The organism is Zunongwangia atlantica 22II14-10F7, assembly GCF_002094855.1.
In the GTDB taxonomy this organism is placed as follows: domain Bacteria; phylum Bacteroidota; class Bacteroidia; order Flavobacteriales; family Flavobacteriaceae; genus Zunongwangia; species Zunongwangia atlantica.
In genome coordinates this window covers 92,625-110,964 of the sequence record NZ_ARYN01000008.1, presented here as the reverse complement: position 1 = coordinate 110,964, position 18,340 = coordinate 92,625, and the positions used below count along the sequence as shown (strand labels likewise).

At 33.7% G+C, this 18,340-nt stretch carries 21 protein-coding genes; 16 read left to right on the top strand and 5 right to left on the bottom strand.

All coding sequences use genetic code 11. The annotated features are described in order from the left end of the window. Window positions 1-2: 2 nt before the first annotated feature. The gene (locus tag IIF7_RS10100) at window positions 3-716 is read right to left on the bottom strand and encodes an RDD family protein (RefSeq protein ID WP_084841564.1); all 714 of its coding nucleotides are present in this window, start codon (window positions 714-716) and stop codon (window positions 3-5) included. Between the two features lie 38 nt (window positions 717-754). On the opposite strand from IIF7_RS10100, the gene IIF7_RS10095 reads away from it, so the two are divergent. From IIF7_RS10095 to IIF7_RS10060, 8 genes are all read left to right on the top strand, one after another. Continuing rightward, window positions 755-1,720, top strand: coding sequence for a stage II sporulation protein M (locus tag IIF7_RS10095; RefSeq protein ID WP_084841563.1), 966 nt, complete (start codon window positions 755-757; stop codon window positions 1,718-1,720). Next, window positions 1,710-2,573 carry a hypothetical protein gene (locus IIF7_RS10090; RefSeq protein ID WP_084841562.1) on the top strand — a complete coding sequence of 288 codons (864 nt, stop codon included), beginning with the start codon at window positions 1,710-1,712 and terminating at the stop codon, window positions 2,571-2,573. The genes IIF7_RS10095 and IIF7_RS10090 overlap by 11 nt, the downstream gene beginning before the upstream one ends. After that, window positions 2,570-3,388, top strand: a complete 819-nt coding sequence (locus IIF7_RS10085) for a DUF4129 domain-containing protein (protein ID WP_084841561.1) — start codon at window positions 2,570-2,572, stop codon at window positions 3,386-3,388. Before IIF7_RS10090 ends, IIF7_RS10085 begins: the two co-directional genes overlap by 4 nt. Next, window positions 3,381-4,613 (top strand): DUF4350 domain-containing protein, encoded by a 1,233-nt coding sequence (locus IIF7_RS10080; protein WP_084841560.1) that lies wholly within the window; start codon window positions 3,381-3,383, stop codon window positions 4,611-4,613. The genes IIF7_RS10085 and IIF7_RS10080 overlap by 8 nt, the downstream gene beginning before the upstream one ends. Before the next feature lie 134 nt (window positions 4,614-4,747). Then, window positions 4,748-5,761 (top strand): AAA family ATPase, encoded by a 1,014-nt coding sequence (locus tag IIF7_RS10075; RefSeq protein ID WP_084841559.1) that lies wholly within the window; start codon window positions 4,748-4,750, stop codon window positions 5,759-5,761. A 2-nt stretch (window positions 5,762-5,763) separates the two neighbouring features. Beyond that, window positions 5,764-7,092, top strand: a complete 1,329-nt coding sequence (locus IIF7_RS10070; protein WP_176218935.1) for a DUF58 domain-containing protein — start codon at window positions 5,764-5,766, stop codon at window positions 7,090-7,092. A 320-nt stretch (window positions 7,093-7,412) separates the two neighbouring features. After that, window positions 7,413-7,841 (top strand): DUF2141 domain-containing protein, encoded by a 429-nt coding sequence (locus tag IIF7_RS10065; protein WP_084841558.1) that lies wholly within the window; start codon window positions 7,413-7,415, stop codon window positions 7,839-7,841. Window positions 7,842-8,006: 165 nt separating this feature from the next. Beyond that, window positions 8,007-8,969: a LysR substrate-binding domain-containing protein gene (locus tag IIF7_RS10060; RefSeq protein WP_084841557.1), complete on the top strand. Its 963-nt coding sequence runs from the start codon at window positions 8,007-8,009 to the stop codon at window positions 8,967-8,969. Window positions 8,970-9,030: 61 nt separating this feature from the next. On the opposite strand, the gene IIF7_RS10055 is transcribed toward IIF7_RS10060, so the two are convergent. The 3 genes from IIF7_RS10055 to IIF7_RS10045 all read right to left on the bottom strand — a co-directional run bounded on the left by IIF7_RS10055 (window position 9,031) and on the right by IIF7_RS10045 (window position 10,694). After that, a complete protein-coding gene (locus IIF7_RS10055; RefSeq protein WP_084841556.1) occupies window positions 9,031-9,228 on the bottom strand; it encodes a hypothetical protein in 198 nt (65 codons plus the stop codon). A 134-nt stretch (window positions 9,229-9,362) separates the two neighbouring features. Continuing rightward, window positions 9,363-10,163: a TIGR00266 family protein gene (locus IIF7_RS10050; protein WP_084841555.1), complete on the bottom strand. Its 801-nt coding sequence runs from the start codon at window positions 10,161-10,163 to the stop codon at window positions 9,363-9,365. Window positions 10,164-10,232: 69 nt separating this feature from the next. Then, window positions 10,233-10,694 carry a DUF4442 domain-containing protein gene (locus IIF7_RS10045; RefSeq protein WP_084841668.1) on the bottom strand — a complete coding sequence of 154 codons (462 nt, stop codon included), beginning with the start codon at window positions 10,692-10,694 and terminating at the stop codon, window positions 10,233-10,235. Between the two features lie 283 nt (window positions 10,695-10,977). Here IIF7_RS10045 and IIF7_RS10040 point away from each other — a divergent pair, with 283 nt between their 5' ends. The 8 genes from IIF7_RS10040 to IIF7_RS10005 all read left to right on the top strand — a co-directional run bounded on the left by IIF7_RS10040 (window position 10,978) and on the right by IIF7_RS10005 (window position 17,097). Continuing rightward, the gene (locus IIF7_RS10040) at window positions 10,978-11,466 is read left to right on the top strand and encodes a DUF4870 domain-containing protein (protein ID WP_084841554.1); all 489 of its coding nucleotides are present in this window, start codon (window positions 10,978-10,980) and stop codon (window positions 11,464-11,466) included. A gap of 11 nt (window positions 11,467-11,477) precedes the next feature. Next, window positions 11,478-11,780, top strand: a complete 303-nt coding sequence (locus IIF7_RS10035) for a hypothetical protein (RefSeq protein WP_084841553.1) — start codon at window positions 11,478-11,480, stop codon at window positions 11,778-11,780. Window positions 11,781-11,891: 111 nt separating this feature from the next. Beyond that, window positions 11,892-12,764: a DUF5694 domain-containing protein gene (locus IIF7_RS10030; RefSeq protein WP_084841552.1), complete on the top strand. Its 873-nt coding sequence runs from the start codon at window positions 11,892-11,894 to the stop codon at window positions 12,762-12,764. Between the two features lie 70 nt (window positions 12,765-12,834). After that, window positions 12,835-13,179 (top strand): PadR family transcriptional regulator, encoded by a 345-nt coding sequence (locus IIF7_RS10025; RefSeq protein ID WP_013071826.1) that lies wholly within the window; start codon window positions 12,835-12,837, stop codon window positions 13,177-13,179. Beyond that, window positions 13,172-15,037, top strand: coding sequence for a PspC domain-containing protein (locus IIF7_RS10020; RefSeq protein ID WP_245801610.1), 1,866 nt, complete (start codon window positions 13,172-13,174; stop codon window positions 15,035-15,037). The genes IIF7_RS10025 and IIF7_RS10020 overlap by 8 nt, the downstream gene beginning before the upstream one ends. 245 nt (window positions 15,038-15,282) lie before the next feature. Then, window positions 15,283-15,714, top strand: a complete 432-nt coding sequence (locus IIF7_RS10015) for a hypothetical protein (RefSeq protein ID WP_084841551.1) — start codon at window positions 15,283-15,285, stop codon at window positions 15,712-15,714. A 25-nt stretch (window positions 15,715-15,739) separates the two neighbouring features. Beyond that, window positions 15,740-16,177, top strand: a complete 438-nt coding sequence (locus IIF7_RS10010; protein WP_139801305.1) for a hypothetical protein — start codon at window positions 15,740-15,742, stop codon at window positions 16,175-16,177. A gap of 101 nt (window positions 16,178-16,278) precedes the next feature. Continuing rightward, window positions 16,279-17,097: a GIN domain-containing protein gene (locus IIF7_RS10005; RefSeq protein ID WP_084841549.1), complete on the top strand. Its 819-nt coding sequence runs from the start codon at window positions 16,279-16,281 to the stop codon at window positions 17,095-17,097. A 186-nt stretch (window positions 17,098-17,283) separates the two neighbouring features. Here the strand turns inward: IIF7_RS10005 and trxB are convergent, their stop codons facing one another. Continuing rightward, the gene (trxB, locus tag IIF7_RS10000) at window positions 17,284-18,264 is read right to left on the bottom strand and encodes a thioredoxin-disulfide reductase (RefSeq protein WP_084841548.1); all 981 of its coding nucleotides are present in this window, start codon (window positions 18,262-18,264) and stop codon (window positions 17,284-17,286) included. Window positions 18,265-18,340 lie beyond the last annotated feature (76 nt).

Below are 18,340 nucleotides of genomic sequence, written 5' to 3'. Positions count from 1 at the left end.
ACCTACTTTTGCGTAAAATAATTATAATCTTCGATCACACGTTTTATAAAAACGCTTGGTTTTTCATCGAATTTCACTCCGAGTAGACTAGATAATTTTTCAGCTAAAGCAGTAATTACCTCTACATTTCCTTTTAACCTTGCTTTTCTATAAATCTCCTTAACTTCCTGAACGTCGCGATCTTTTAAAATGGTAACCTGAGGATATTTTGGCACGTAATCTTCAGGAATTTCAACAGCTAAGGTATTTGCTAAACTTACTTTTCGTTTTTCAGAAATTACCGTTGTTTTTGCGGCCATATCTCCTAATCGCTGCCCTTTACCATTCAGCAAAATGGTAACCACGGCAATACTTCCGCTGCCTAAACTAATATCAATAACTCGCAACAACCATCGTATTAAATAGTTTACAAAAGCCGGGCGAGATCCATCTAATTTCACCACTCTAATTTTCATTGCCGACTTTCCCGGTGTTTTACCATCCCAAAAGGTTTCGAATAATAAATAGTAAAGGAAAATAGGCAAACCAATCACCATATAGTAGACCATTTCGCCAAATCGATCGGCTTCAAAACCCGCTATTAAAAGCGCCGTGATAATAGCATAAACAATAATAATTAGAAAATCTACTAAATAAGCTAAAATTCGGTCTCCAATAGAAGCTGAATTTTGTTGAATTTCGATATTTTGAGCGGTTTCAATTTGAAAATTATCCATTAAATATGTTTCTTTGAGGATCTAATTTAATCCTGAATATGCGCGAGGCTGCTTTTGTGAAGCAAAATAAAGATAAATGGCTAAAGTTTGAAAGTCTCCTGAAAAATAATAGCAATATTTCTCCAGATCAACTTTCTGCGACTTATGTTGAAATTACAGATCATTTAAGCTACGCAAATACCTTTTATCGCGGCAGTAACACTGCCCGATATCTTAACGATCTTGCTTCACAGGCGCATCAAAAAGTGTATCGAAATAAAAAAGAATCAAAAAATAAATTCATTTTATTTTATACCAAAGAGTTTCCGCTATTCTTTTACCAGTATCAAAAGCAATTATTATTCAGTTTTTTGGTCTTTACTATTTTTGCGATCGTTGGTGCATATTCGGCCGCTAACGAAGATAGTTTTGTAAGAGCCGTTCTTGGTGACGCCTATGTAAATGCTACGCTAAATAATATTGAAAACGACGATCCTATGGCTGTTTATAAACAGGCATCAGAAACCGATATGTTCTTAGGAATTACCATTAACAATGTAAGAGTTGGTTTAATGGCATTTTCTTTTGGAGTTCTGGCAGGTTTAGGAACGCTTATCGTACTAATGCAAAATGCAATTATGCTGGGATCCTTTCAGTATTTCTTTTATGATAAAGGTTTATTGTGGGAATCGGCAAGAACAATTTGGATTCATGGTACCATAGAAATTTCAGTAATAATTATTGCAGCTTGTGCCGGGCTGGTTGTTGGGCGCAGTATTTTATTTCCTAAAACATATAGCAGATTACATTCATTCGTGACTGGTGTTAAAGACGGACTAAAAATCGTAATTTCTACCGTTCCTTTTTTTGTTATTGCAGGTTTTTTGGAAGGTTTTGTAACGCGACATACAGAGATGCCAGATATTCTGGCCATTTTAATCATAAGCTTATCATTAATTCTAATTTTGTGGTATTATGTGATCTTACCACATCGTTTATATAAAAAATTCATTGATGGAAAATAAGATTTTCAGGTTTAGAAAAACTAGGGATTTTGGAGAACTACTAAGCGATACCTTTAAGTTTTTGCGAGAAAATGCAAAAAGCTTTTTAAGTATCAATTTTAAAGTTTGTGCTCCTTTTTTAATCACCTTAATAATTACAAATGCATACTATACCTATGCTACTCTTGGGGTTGGATTTGAAGGTTATTTAAATCTTACTGGCTTTATAATTCCGGCGCTTATCAATACGCTGGCACTTTTCGTTTATTTTACCGCTTTATATCTAAGTGTATTTAACTACATCAAAGCTTACATTGCCAAGGATGGAAATGTAAGTGTAGAAGACGTAAAAAATGGTTTAAAAAATGATCTGGGAAATGGACTTGTAGTCAACTTTATTGTTGGGCTCTTAACCGTTGTAGGATTTTTATTTTTGTTTATTCCTGGTATCTATCTTGGTGTAGTGTTAACTTTAGCACTACCAATATTGGTTTTCGATCAAAAAAGTGTTGGTGATACAATTTCCAGTGCTTTCGACTTAATAAAAGATAACTGGTGGCTTACTTTCGGGATTCTTATCGTTTTTGGGATTATTATGTATATTATCAATATTGTTTTCCAAATGCCAATGATCATTTATATGATGATGTCTATGTTTTCTGGATTAGACGCTGGTATAGAAACGATGGCTCAAAATATGCAAACCAAGGATCCGGTTTTAATCGTACTAACGATTTTGGCTTCGATCGCACAATACCTGCTTTATATTATCACACCAATTTTAATAAGCCTTATTTATTTTAATTTAAATGAAGAAAAAAACTTTACCGGTACTTACGATAGTATCGATAAGTTAGGTGAAGACCGCGAATGAGAATCTTAATTTCCTTTCTTTTATTACTGAATTTCAATTTTGCGTTAGCGCAGCAGGATACTATTGTCCAAACTGAAGCTGATACTAAGCTTGATCCTAATGCTGAAGTAGAATCTAAAAATACTTCTCAAGCTGAAGCTGAAGTACAATTCGACAACACCAGCGATCTTAATCCTGTTCAGTTTAGTGAATCAAAAATTGAGGAGCTTAAAAAGGATGAGGATTTTAATTATTTAGAAGAACAAGAAGAAAAAACTTGGTGGCAACAATTTAAAGAGTGGATCAATCAAAAATATCAGCAATTTATAAACTGGTTATTTGGCGATTATGATGCTGGTAGTATTTTTGGTTTTATTATTAAACTACTTCCCTACCTATTATTAATAGGAATTATTTGTTTGGTGATCTGGTTATTTACCCGAATGAATCCCGGAAAAAATATTCTTCAGGAACCACAAACATCAAAAGTGCATTTAGATGATGAAGAAGAAATTATCCAAAATGCAGATATCCCGGCTTTAATAAAAAATGCCATCGAAAATGGCCAATATCGCATGGCAGTGCGATATTATTATCTTCAGGCTTTAAAAGAACTGGATCTCAAAAAATTTATTGATTTTGAAGCCCAAAAGACTAACAACGATTATATTTCAGAAATTCAAAATACATCGCTAAATAATATCTTCAGGAAAGTAACCCGCATTTACAATTTTATCTGGTATGGTGATTTTCAGGTTTCAAAAGAAGATTTTTTATTGGCAGAAAAGGGATTTTCAGAATTAAATTCAACGATCAAAAACACCAAAAATGAGTAGATTTTATAAAATTGCGCTTGGTGTTTTTATCCTTTTGGTGGCTTTTTTAACCTACCTCGAGGCGATCGAACCTACACCAATAAACTGGTATCCCAGCTATTCTAAGCTGGATAAGATTCCGCTTGGCAGCTATGTTTTTTATGAGAACTGGAAAGAAACTAATCCAGAACGCTTTGAAGAGGTCAATATTCCGCCATTCGAATTTCTTAGCGATAGTTTAAGCATCACTGACGGATCTTATTTTTTCCTAAATAATTATGTGAGTTTCGACGAAGATGAGCTTAATAAACTGCTTGCCTGGGTAGAGAAAGGAAATACCGCATTTATAGCTTCAGATGTTTTTGGCAATAATGTTTTAGATACTTTAAAACTGGATACCAAACCCTACAACAAAAAGATTGAAAACCAGATAAGTTTTATTCCAAAGACCGAATTAGATTTGGTGAACCCAAATTTTAATCAAGATGGTCCTTTTGAAGTTCCACATGAGTTCAGCTCTATTTATTTCAGCAAAATAGATACGCTAAACACTACTATTTTAGGAACAATAAAATATGACGATGATACCTTAACTGAACCACAGATAAATTTCATTAAAACTAAGTTTGGTGATGGTAAGATCTTTATGCACAGCACGCCTGAAGCTTTTGGTAATTATTTTCTGCTGAAAAACAACAATTTTAAATATGCTGAAAATATTTTGGCTTATATCGACCAGGATGCTCCTATTTACTGGGATAATTATTACAAAACCGGTAAAGCCCAGCCCACAAGTTTGTTATACGTAATCATGCAAAATAAAGCGCTAAAATGGGCGTATTACTTAATGATACTAGCCTCGCTGTTATTTATTATTTTTGAAGGAAAACGAAAACAACGAGCAATTCCGGTAGTAAAACCACTTAAAAATCAGTCGTACGAATACACGCAAACCATTGCAGATCTTTATTTGGAACAAAAAAAGATCGATGAATTAACCCAAAAGCGAATTCAACATTTTAAAGAATATATCCGTACAGAGCTAAAGCTTGATCCTGATAAAAAACAAGAGCATTTTTATACAATATTGGCCGATAAAACGGGTAATTCTATAGAATTTGTAAGAGAATTATTTAAAAACATCCAGGCGGTAAGCAACAAAGAAGCTACAGCTCAGGATTTTGAAAATATAAGTAAAGGCATTCATAAATTTAAATATGCCAATGCGCCAAAAGAAAAAATTTAAGTCAATTTTCTATAAAATCGGCCTAAAATATTGATTGAATCAAAATAAAGCTAATGAGGTTATTATTGAAATTAGATCTTTAATTAGAAAGACTTCATAGCAATTAACCTCGATAATCGAGTAAAACTAGAACCATGGAAGAACCAAACATACAACCCGAAAACGAAGAAAATAGCGAGCTTAATTTTGATACCCGTATTCCGCTAGAAGAATTAAAAACTTCAGTTGACGATCTAAAATCTCAGCTTTCGAAGATCATTGTTGGGCAAACCGAATTTGTAGAATTATTGATCGTAGGCTTACTTTCTAACGGTCACGTGCTTATAGAAGGTGTTCCCGGTGTGGCAAAAACCGTAACGGCAAAGCTTTTTGCCAAATGCCTGCAAACCGATTTTAGCAGAATTCAGTTTACGCCAGATCTTATGCCAAGTGATGTTTTAGGAACATCCGTTCTAAACATGAAAACTTCAGATTTTGAATTTAAACCCGGTCCAGTTTTCTCGAATATCGTGCTAATCGACGAGATTAATCGCGCACCGGCAAAAACTCAGGCTGCTCTTTTTGAGGTGATGGAAGAACGTCAGGTAACTATTGATGGGACTCGCCACCAGTTACAGGATCCTTTTATGGTTTTGGCGACTCAGAATCCGGTAGAACAGGAAGGAACTTACGCCTTACCCGAAGCACAATTAGACCGATTTCTATTTAAGATCGAGGTTGATTATCCAAAATTAGAGGAAGAAATTGATATTTTAAAAGGACACAACGAGCGAAAAGGTGCAAAACCAGAAGCGAATATTGTTCCTATTCTTTCTCCTGAAAAATTAAATGAGCTTAAAACACAGATTTTCGATATTAAGATCGAAGAAAAGTTACTGCATTATATCGCTGAACTGGTGAGTAAAACTCGCCAGCATGCGCACCTTTATTTGGGAGCTTCACCAAGAGCTTCGATCGCAATTATGAACGCATCAAAAGCTTTTGCGGCTATTGATGGTCGTGATTTTGTGATTCCAGAAGATATTAAAAGGTCACTGAATCCTGTGTTAGGGCATCGTATTATCCTTTCTCCAGATCGCGAAATGGAAGGCATGAAAACTCGTGATGTTATTCAAATGATTAGCCAATCTGTAGAAATCCCACGATAGTGATCAATTTCCTTAAATCTTTATACTTAACTAAGCGCTTCTTTTATAGTATCGCTGCAATCACTGTGCTGTTTCTGTTTTCATTCTGGATCACGGCCATTTACCCTATTATTTGGGTGATATTGGTGATTTTAAGCATTGCTTTAATTATAGATATTATCGCGCTTTATCAAAGTAAAGGTTTAAATGCTCAAAGAATTTTACCCGAGAAATTCAGTAATTCAGATGCTAATTCGGTAAAAATTCAGATTAAAAATGACTATTCATTTAAGGTTTTTGCTGAAGTTATTGACGAGCTTCCCATTCAGTTTCAGAAAAGAGATTTTTTATATACTGCTGAAATAAAACCTGCTGAAAACTTCGAATTTGAGTATGAAGTCACGCCATTAGAACGTGGCGAATATATCTTCGGAAGATTAAATATTTACGCACAAAGCATCCTGAAATTGGCCAAAATCAGGAAGGTTTTTAATGCGGAACAAATGGTTAAAGTTTATCCGTCGTTCATCCAGATGAAAAAACTGAATTTCCTGGCAATCGATAACCGAATTTCGCAAGCCGGACTCAAAAAAATACGCCGACTTGGTCATACCATGGAGTTCGAACAGATAAAAGAATACGTAACTGGCGACGATGTGCGAACCATTAACTGGAAAGCCACCGCAAAACATCGAAGTTTGATGGTGAATCAATTTCAAGATGAAAAAGCACAGCCGGTTTATTCGATTATTGATACAGGTCGCGTAATGAAAATGCCTTTTGAAGGTCTTAGTTTACTGGATTATGCTATAAATAGTAGTCTTGCTTTCTCGAATATCGCCCTACGGAAAAAGGACAAAACAGGGATGATTAGTTTTTCTGCGAAAATCGATAAAATCCTGAAAGATTCTTCAAGAATGAGTCAGCTGCAACGCATCATGGAGAGTTTGTATAATATTAGCACAGATTTTAAAGAATCTGATTTTGGTAGTTTATATGCCGGGATCAATAGATTTATTACACATCGCAGCTTATTGATGCTCTACACTAATTTTGAACATCCATCGGCTTTAGAAAGACAATTACCTTATCTAAAAGCCATCAATAAACGTCATGTTTTAGTGGTGATCTTTTTTGAAAATACTGAAATTACCAAACTGCTCCACTCTACTCCTGAAAATCTTAGTGAAAGTGCTCACCAGGGAATCGCCGAAGAATTTAGCCAGAATAAAGTAAAAATGGCAAAAGAATTACAACGACACGGCATCCAAACCGTACTTACCAGACCAAAAGATCTAAGCATTAATACCATTAACAAGTATCTCGAAATTAAAGCAAGAGGATTAATTTAGAAGTTTAGAATATTGGATTGTTGGTATTCTAGATGATTAGATTTTTGGTATATTGTATTTTAGAAAATCTTTCTGAAAATATTATTCTTTCTTGTATTCTCTTAGCATAAAAGATTTCACCTTTTTAAATTTTAGTTGTATTCAATTCTTAAAACCCTAAACCAAGTACTGTTCACTGTACACTGTAAACCGTAAACTGTTAACTAGCTCAATCCAAAATACAATTCAGCTGTAAAAAACTACAGTTCAGTAAGTTGATTTCTAATCAATTGAACATCTTCCCTACTTTTACAGTGTTCAATTAAATAAAACTAATCAACATGAGAACTTTAGCCATTATTTTCGCATTATTTATTTCAGGATTTGCTGCAAAAGCACAAGAAACCGCAAAAGATTCTACTGGAACTATTTCCGTAGAAATATTAAACGTAACTAGCGATAACGGAAAAATTGTTTACGGTATTTATACGAAAGACAGTTTTATGAAAAAACCAACTTTCTCTAAAACTGCTAAGATAAAAGATGGAAAATCTGTTGTAACTTTTACAGATATTCCAGCAGGTGAATATGCTGTGATATGCTTCCATGACAAAAATGATAACGACAAAATGGATTTTGAAACTAACGGAATGCCTCAGGAAGATTATGGGGTTTCAAATAACAAGGTTAATCCTTTTGGCCCACCGGTATGGAACGATGGTAAATTTAATTTTGACGGTGATGAAGAAAAAATTAGCATTCGATTTTGACCAATAGTAATCTAAAACAACCCGCATTTAGTTGATGCTATCTGCGGGTTTTTAGTATAGACAAACTTTAGTTTTTATTCGTTTACAATAGAAAAAACTAATATATTTGTAGTGTACGATAGTTAGGAACTAAATCCATATTATCGAATTATATTGTTGTAAACTATGACTATAACTCAGTTGCATTATGTTCTGGCAGTAGCAGAACATAAAAACTTTACAAGAGCAGCGCAAAAAGTATTTGTTACTCAGCCTACTTTAAGTATGCAAATACAAAAGCTTGAAGAAGAGCTGGATGTGCTTATTTTCGACCGTAGTAAAAAGCCTATCGAACTTACTGAAACTGGGAAGAAAATTGTTACTCAGGCTAGAAATATTGTAAACGAGAGTGATCGAATTCAGGATATTGTAGATCAACAAAAAGGATTTATTGGCGGTGCTTTTCGGTTAGGGATTATTCCTACGGTTATGCCTACTTTACTTCCTATGTTTATCAATAATTTCATCAAAAAATATCCAAAAGTAAAACTTCAGATAGAAGAATTACATACTGAGGCAATTATCGAAAAATTAAAAGAAGGTCATTTAGACGCTGCAATTGCTGCTACACCGCTTAATATTGATGGTATTAAGGAAAATGTGCTTTATTACGAGCCTTTTGTAGGCTATATTCCGCCAAGCCATCGCTTACATAATGAATATAAGATCGATGTAAATGATCTTGATATTGATGATATTTTGCTTTTACAGGATGGACATTGTTTTAAAGACGGAATTATCAATTTATGTAAAACGGTAAAATCTAGTGAAGACGAACATTTTAGACTACAAAGCGGTAGTTTTGAAACCTTGATCAAGCTTGCTAATGAAGGTTTAGGAATGACGCTTTTACCTTACCTTCATACTTTAGATATTGCTGAAAAGGACAAGAACAACTTAAAAATGTTTAAGGATCCTGTACCGGCAAGAGAGGTAAGTTTAATCTATAATCGTAGCGAATTAAAAATGCAAATTATCGATGCCATGCGTAAAGTAATTGCATCTGTTGTGAAAGGAGCCATCACTTTCCAAAATGTAGAAATTATTAGTCCTACACAGCAAAAAAATAAAAAAGAACTTCAGTTTTAATTTCTGAAATTTATAAAAAGAAAAAGCGGCTTAAAAGCCGCTTTTTTAATTTTTTATCATGTTAAGGATTTAAATAAATTAAGCATTGGTTTAGTTCCGGATTCTGTTCGGTAAGTGCTTCAATCCAAATCTTTAATTCCTCGATTTCGTGAGGTAATAATCTGGAGATCGCTTTTTTAACTTCCTTACAGAATAATGTTGCATCAAAACTTACCTTATCAAGGATAGTTTTGGTGTATTCAAACATCGCTCTCGCCATAATTTGATACTGATTTAATTATTAGTTAGGTTAATTTAAAAAAATGTAAAAATTCTTCTATAGGCTGCGATTTAAACTTCTTAAATATAGAAAATTTTCACACTTAAACCACATATAAACAAATCTTTAACATTTTAGAATCGGTTATCCCCGCTTAAAATATCACCAATTCCACCTAAAATGCTTCCTTCTCCCTTGTCTTTTCCACCAGCTTGCGGTGCTGCCTGTAAAACTCTGTTTGCTAATCTACTAAATGGTAAAGATTGTACATAAACAACGCCTGGGCCTGTTAATGTAGCAAAGAAAAGACCTTCTCCTCCAAAGAAAGTATTTCGAATTCCGCCTACAAACTCGATATCATAATTAACAGTTTGTGTAAAACCAATAATACAACCTGTGTCTACTTTTAGAGTTTCGCCAATAGCTAATTCTTTTCTAGCCATAGTACCTCCGGCATGCACAAAGGCCATCCCGTCACCTTCTATTTTTTGCATAATAAATCCTTCACCTCCAAAAAATCCTCTACCTAGTTTACGGCTAAATTCTATTCCTATAGAAACGCCTTTAGCAGCACATAAAAATGCATCTTTTTGGCAAATAAATTTACCGCCAAATTGTGTAAGATCTATAGGTATTATTTTTCCTGGATATGGTGAGGCAAAACTAATTTTCTTTTTTCCCTGCCCCATATTTGAAAAGATCGTCATAAATAAACTTTCTCCTGTAAGTAATCGTTTCCCAGCGCCCAGCACTTTTCCTAAAAAACCTTCGTTTTCTTTACTTCCGTCTCCAAAAATGGTATCCATTTTAATACCATTATCCATCATCATAAAGTTTCCAGCTTCTGCAATTGCAGCTTCCTGTGGATCTAACTCCAACTCTACATATTGCATTTCTTCGCCAAATATTTCGTAATCTATTTCGTGAGCGTTCATAATTTAAGTTTTAGTGGTTTTATCTATTAGAAGAGAAAATTCTTAAAATGTTACAGGCGGTTCAAAAGTTTATTTTTTGGTCTTTACTTTTACCGTCCATTCAAATTCGAATGTAGAAACCACTACTCCATCTTCATTTATGCCTATAGATTTCATCCAAAAGGTTTGTCCTTCTCCTGTTTTTAAAGTTTCTGAAATTGCGTTATCAATCAAAGCTCCGTCTTCACATTTAAAAATAATTTTGCCAGTTGCCTTTTTAGTAAAAACAGATTTGTTTTGAGCTACCAACATCGATATTGGTTGTTTTTGAGATCTAATTTTTGAGATCACCATTGCACCTGTACTCAACTCGGCTGCCATTGCCTGCACCGCGAAATACATACTTTTAAAAGGATTTTGATTTATCCATTTATGTTTTACTCCTACACTGCAATTAGTATCTGAAATCGCTTTAACCCTAACGCCACAAAGCCATGCACTTGGTAACTTCAGCATTAAAAATTGATTGAGTTTCTTAGACGTAATTTGCATAGTATTCATTATTTCTTTTAAAGATATCTAAATTATTTCAAATCCTAAATATACTCAAAATCTCAATTAAATGTTAAATTTAGGTACTATGCTTTGCAAAATACCTTCTTTTAACCATATATTTGTATTAGAAATTAACTGGTATAGGAATTTCTAAATTTAATTAGTTAAGTTTTATCATAGTTTATCAATCAAAAAGCATCCTTCATCGGGACATTACAAACCGGACTTAAAAACATCGAAAACCATCATTTTAAGTCCGGTTTATTAAAAAAGAAAAACAATGGAATCATCAGCAATCAAACAACAAGACCAAACCTTAGCCACAATTATTCATCTTTCGGTTTTTTCTAAACTATTTATCCCTTGTGGAAACTTTATTTTCCCGTTAATTATCTGGCTAATAAACAAGGAAAAATCATTTGTAGATCATCACGGGCGTAATGCGGTTAATTTTCAGCTTAGCTTATTATTATACTATATTATTATTGCCTGTTTACTTATTGCTTCTACTATTATTCTGGGTGCAAGAATCCCACTAGAGTTTTTCGAGTATAACGAATACAATATTAACATAAACACTGCTGAGGAAGCTGCTTTACCCATTTTGGTTATGCTTTTTACAGCGGGGATTTTTCTCCTGGGTCTTATTGTTTTTGAGCTCTATGCTGTAATTAGCGCAGCAAAAGATGCCAGTGAAGGCAAAGAATATAAATATCCTTTATGTATCAACTTCATCAAAGACGATACTATATTAAATGAGGCTTCCTAAAAACAATAATCATGAAAAAAATCTTAAACATCAGTCTAATATTAGTTGTTTTACTCAACATTTCTTGTGTGAAAATTGAAAATGAATTCTCCGATTCTAAAGATTATGATCTTGACGGAAGCTGGGAGTTATATCGTGGCAAAAATGATATTAAAAGAATCGATTTTGAAGATAAAAATGTAGTTCTTAAATCTGAAGATCAAACTATCCAGGGCAAATTAGGGACTTATATTACAAGCACTTCTTCTATAGATTTGTTTATTTTCTCTACGGTAAAAAAACAAGAAAATACCATCTATAGAATATTACAATAGCGATAAAAAAATTGAAATCCCTATTTATTACGAAAGCCTGGACAACGAGTATTTTATCACTTTAAATGACAACGTTTATCAAAAAATAAAATAATCATCAATTTATCGAATATGAATCCATCAATCAAAATATCACAAATCATCATCGCAATTTTACTTGCTTTCCAATCCAGTTTTGGTGTAGCTCAACAAAATGAAAAAGTAGAGATCATGCTTGTTGGCTTTGCGCACTTAAGCCAAATGCAAAATGGCACGGAGGCTGCAAGTATGTTTAATCCAAAAAAGCAACAGGAGCTTGAAAAAATAACAGCTAAAATTGCACAATTTCAACCAGATGCTATTATGGTTGAATTAACTCCGCAGGAACAACAATGGGCAGATAGCCTTTATAAGTTATATAAAAACGATAAACTAGATCTTAAGAAGTTTGAGTATGGTGCAGGTGAGACTTACCAGGTAGGTTTTAGGCTGGCAAATAAACTGAATTTAGATCATGTTTACGGAATCGACTTTAACTCTTCTACATCTCAAAATTTATTAAAAGAAGGCGATCATTTTGAGTATTTCCAGGAGCAATTAAAAAAGCTTCAGCAAACTTCGAGACCTTTAGGGAAACAAGTAATGGAAAATTCACTTTCATTATACGATTTCACAAAAAAGATCAACGAGCCAGAAATGCTTGATCTTTCGTATAGAGCCGTTTTCAACTTTCCGGCTTATGTGCAAAATGGCGATTTTGATAAGGACGGTATTAATTACAGAGAATTAAATTCCGAAGAAAAAAGATATGCAGGCGCCGAGTATATTAGTCTGTTTTTCGATAGAAACATTAAAATTTATTCAAACATTTTAAACACACAATTAAAAACCGGAAGCAAGAGAATTTATGTAATGATGGGACAGGCTCATATCGGGATTTTAAAAGATCTTTTAGAAGACAACCCAAATTATGAGATTGTAGACGCTCTTGCTTATTTAGATTAGTCATTCAATTTATCAAACATAATCATCAATCAAAAAATGAACATTTTAACAACATTCAAAACCAAGCGCTATGAAGATAGAGAACACCAAAGCACAAATGCGTAAAGGTGTACTGGAGTATTGTATACTTTCGGTTTTAAAAGATGAAGATGCTTACGTAGCTGAAATCTTAGACACCCTTAAAGATGCCAAATTACTGGTAGTAGAAGGAACGATATATCCTTTGTTAACCCGACTTAAAAATGCAGGCTTACTCTCCTACAGATGGGAAGAGTCTACCAGTGGGCCACCAAGAAAATATTATGGATTAACTGAAACCGGCAGATTGTTCTTAACCGAACTTTCCTCGACCTGGGATGAGCTGCAAACCGCAGTAAACATTGTAACTACTCAAAAAAAGAAAAATCATGAATAAGACGATAAATATAAATCTTGCGGGCATGTTCTTTCATATCGACGAGGATGCCTTTAAAAAATTACAGCATTATCTGGATGCCATAAAACGTTCGTTTACCGATAAACAGGGACGTGATGAAATTATCCTGGATATTGAAGCTCGTATTGCTGAACTTTTTGCTGAAAAAAGAGCAGATAAGAGCCAGGTAATAAGCATGATAGATGTAGATGAAGTGATCGCCATAATGGGGCAACCTGAAGATTATATGGTAGATGAAGACATCTTTGAGGACGAACCCGAAACCACAACTTCTAAAAAGACCAAAAAATCTTCTAATAAGCGTCTTTATCGCGATACCGAAAACTCTTATGTAGGTGGTGTTAGTAGCGGTTTAGGTCATTATCTGGAAATTGATGCTATTTGGATACGCTTACTTTGGGTAGTATTAACCTTAGCATCTACAGGTATCTTCATTTTAATCTATATCGCCTTCTGGATTTTTACTCCTGAAGCTAAAACCACTGCTGAAAAATTATCGATGCGTGGCGAAGAAGTGACGATCTCGAATATCGAAAAAAAAATAAGAGAAGGATTTGATAATGTTTCAGAAAAAGTAAAAAATGTAGATTATCAAAAATATGGCAACCGTGCCAAAGCAGGTGCAGGATCTGCAGCTTCAGCATTCGCAAAAGTTATCAATGTATTTTTAAGAATTATTGTTGCCTTTGTTGGTATCGTAATTTTACTAACGGCCGGTTGCGGATTAATCGCTTTATTTATTAGTCTGTTTACCTTTGGAACTTTTGGAATTATCGATGCCCCGTGGAATGATTATCTAATAATGCATATCTCTGGAACATCTATTTGGATAGGAGCTATATTTTCATTTTTCGCAGTTGGCGTACCTCTATTTTTCCTTTTTATCCTTGGATTAAAAATTTTGGTTAAAAACCTAAAATCTATAGGAAATACCGCAAAATTAGTATTGTTAGGTTTATGGATAATTTCTGCGATAGGATTAGCCGTAATTGGTGTAAAAGAAGCCACAAGTAGAGCCATTAGCGAAAATGTGGTTGAAACATTTTCTATTCCCGCAACTAAACAAGATACGCTAACGATCGAAATGAGAAATAACAATCAGTATAAATCGTACGTAGGATATAGAAATCACAACGTTCAATTAAAATATGACGAGAACGAGAATGGCGTATTGTATTCTGAGAATATTAGAGTAATTATTCGTTCAACAAAAGACTCAATTGCAAAAATAGAAGTCAATAAAGAGGCAGATGGTAAAAGTGTATTAGATGCAAAAAGAAGAGCTGAAAACATCGAATATGGCTTTGATCTAAAAGGAAATACACTTTATTTGGATAGTTACTTTTTAGTAAGAGAACAATTAAAAGCCAGAGATCAGGAACTTTATGTTACGCTATGGCTTCCTGAAGGTAGCCACTTTATTGCAGACGATAATGTAAATTATTTCCATAGAAATAGTTATAGATCTAATGATATCTTACAAAACGACCAGGAAGGTTATTTGTTAAGAGTTGAAAACGATCATGCGGTATGCTTAGACTGCCCAATCGAAGAAATTGAAGAGGAAGATGAAGATGTTTTTGATTCAGAAGAAAGGACCTTTAACACCAGCGCAGAAGAAGAAAAATATTTAGAGGAACAAAAAAAGCGATTTGAACAAGAAGATGAAGATGTTTTTGATTCAGAAGAAAGGGTTTTCAATACTGCTGCAGAAGAAGAAAGATATTTAAGAAATCAAGCAAAAAAACTTGAAGAAAATACTAACAACACAGATGAACCAACTGACGCATCAGACGATTTTGATGCGTCAGTTTCTAACACTAATAAAAGTGTATAAATAGTACATAGCTAAAACTTAACCATCAATCAAAAACCAACCAATTGTGATTAGTCTTTTAAATGTAATCATCAGTTTTCTTATGCTCGTGCTTTCTCCTCACTTGGAGATTGCACGACAAAAGGAAAAAATCCTTGAAATTTCGCATAAAATCGAGTGTAGCTATGCTGAAAACGAATTTTCGAACAGAATTTAGATATTAATATCACTAAAAACTAACCAAGTTTAAAACCTAATCTCATATTATGAAAACATCAAAAATTCTTTTCGCCTTAATTCTTTCTTCTTTGCTATTTTCTTCTTGTATCATCAGTTTTTCCAATACGGATGAAGAAAAAAAGGATCAAGAAAAAATTTCAGAAAAATATACTAGAGCCGATTTTATTGGAAAATGGTATTCTACATCACCAGAGGGAAAACCTGAGATTACCTCTTTAGATTTCGTTAATGATTCTATTGTGAAAATTAATTTAAAGGAAGTCGATGGTGATAAAATAATTACTGGACAATGGGAGCCTAATTATAAATTAGAAAATAAGGGTTTTAGTTTAGTTTCAGATCTTCAAATCTCATATATGCTAAATGAAAGTATGTTTCATAAAGTGTTATTCAGTGTAGAGAATAATAATAATGAAATTTTATTATCGGGCAATAATCTCAAATTTGTTAAGAAATAGAAAGCAACCTCATTATAAAACTGAAATGAAAAAAATAACACGAGTTTTTCTACTATTCCTTTCAATTAGCTTACTAAGCTGTAATAACTCAACTCAGCATATATCAGAAGAAATTATCATAAATTTTAATCCTGAAAATGTAGATTCAAATTATAAGAAAATACAAAGATTTATTTTCAATATCGATCAACGGGCTTTAAAAAATGATATCTCATTGACTTTTGATTCTATCTACCCAGATTCTTTTGACCTTCGTTTAAATACCATGAAGGTAGAAACTACCATTACAAAAAAATTAAATAATGTGACCACTACATCAACCAAAACTCATTTTGTAAAAGTGCAAATAAAAGTTTCTTATAAAAATGAACTTAATAAAACCCAGGCTTCTTTAATTACAGATTACTGTAAAGATTTTATAAATAAAGAACTCACAAAGCAGGGCTATAACCTCCAGTCTTAATAAACTTTTTGTTGCTTCCTATATTTTGTAATTTAGATTCCAATACATTCAATTTTATGGCGTTCTTTTTGATATTGCTAAATTGAATTAAAAAAAGAATTATGAAAAAAAGTCTTAGTCTCCTACTGTTTTTAGTGACGCTTGCTTCACAGGCGCAGGTGGTGGGAAACCGAAATGTAGTGAACAAAAAAAGAAATCTTGATAATTTTACCGAAATTCAAATTACCGGAGATTTTGAAGTTATTCTTACCCGCGGAAATTCGGCTTTTGCTGAAGTTGAAGCAGATGAGAATCTTCACGATCTTATACGAACAGATGTGGTTGATGGCGTACTTTTTATAAAACCTGCCAAAGAGATTAAACGCTCTAAACGGCAGGAAATAAAAGTTGAATTCCCCGAAACGATTACCAAAATTAAATTAGAAGAAAATGCCGAATTAGATGCTTCTAAAGGTCTCAATTTATCCGATATTGAGATTGAAACTTTAGGGAAATCAAAACTTTTCCTAACACTAAACGCTTCTAATTTTAATCTTAAAAGTGGTGAAGACGCTCAGATTGAACTAAACTTAAAAGCTAAACAGGCCTATTTTCAGCTAAATGGAGGAAGTAAAATTAAAGCCCTGGTTAATTCACCTCAATTTAAATTAGATAGTTACGAACGTGCTGATGCTGAAATTGAAGGAACTGTAGAGGATTTTGAATTAAGAACAGAACATTCCAGTACTTTTGAGGGTAAAAACCTAACTGCAACCAATGCAAAACTTATTGCTGAAGGACGTTCAAAAAATGAAATTTCAGTAGTAGAAAATTTAAACATCATTGCAGAAGATCGTAGCGAAACTACCATTTTTAATACTCCAAAAATCGAGATCGAAAAATTTACCGGAGAAGCAATTTTAAAGAAAGCTGAATTTTAAAATTTCAAGTAATCAACTTCAGGGCAAGCCAATTAGACATTTGTCAGAAAATTATTCATTATTTATTGGTAAGCCTTGTAGCATTTAATCTCGATTATCGAGTAAAATAATATAAAATAGAAAGGCCGGATTGCAAAATCCGGCCTTTCTGATAGTTATGAGTAAGGTTACTACTTAAATAATCGCTTAGGCAGTAACTTCTTTTTCCTCTTCTTCTGATGTTTCGATTTCAGCTAAATAACGTTCAGCGTCCATCGCGGCCATACAACCTGTACCTGCAGCGGTAATTGCCTGGCGATATTCTTTATCCTGAACATCTCCCGATGCAAAAACTCCAGGAATATTCGTTTTTGTAGATTTTCCCTGAGTGATTAGATATCCTGTTTCGTCCATATCTAAATGTCCTTTAAAAATATCTGTATTTGGTTTATGTCCAATAGCGATAAATAAGCCGGTAATTGCGATTTCTTCTTTTTCCCCAGTTTTATTATTTACCATACGTAAACCATCTACAACCTGATCACCAATAACCTCGTCTACTTCAGTATTGTAACGAACTTCAAGATTCTTAGTATTATTTACACGATGTTGCATGGCTTTAGAAGCTCTCATTTCATCTTTTCTAACTAACATAGTAACTTTCTTACAAATGTTCGCTAAATAAGTTGCTTCTTCAGCAGCGGTATCTCCTCCACCAACGATAGCTACATCCTGATTTTTATAGAAAAATCCGTCACAAACCGCACAGGCTGAAACTCCGCCTCCTCTTAATTTCTGTTCGCTAGGTAATCCTAAATATTTTGCAGTGGCACCCGTAGAAATAATTACGGTTTCTGCTTCTACCCATTTAGAATTATCGATACAAGCTTTATGAATTCCACCAGCTTCTTTACTAAACTCAACTTCAGTAACCATTCCCATACGAACTTCTGTACCAAAACGTTCAGCTTGCTTTTGTAGATCCATCATCATGGCCGGGCCATCGATACCTTCAGGATAACCAGGGAAGTTATCAACTTCAGTAGTTGTAGTTAACTGCCCGCCAGGCTCCATTCCGGTATACATAATTGGTTTTAGATCTGCTCTGGAAGCATAAATTGCTGCGGTATATCCGGCAGGACCAGATCCAATGATCAAACACTTAATTCTTTCGATTGTCTCGCTCATATGTTCTTTAAATCTTATTCTTAATTTAGATTGTAAAAGTAGTAACTTCAATTAAAAACTTACAGTAAATCACATA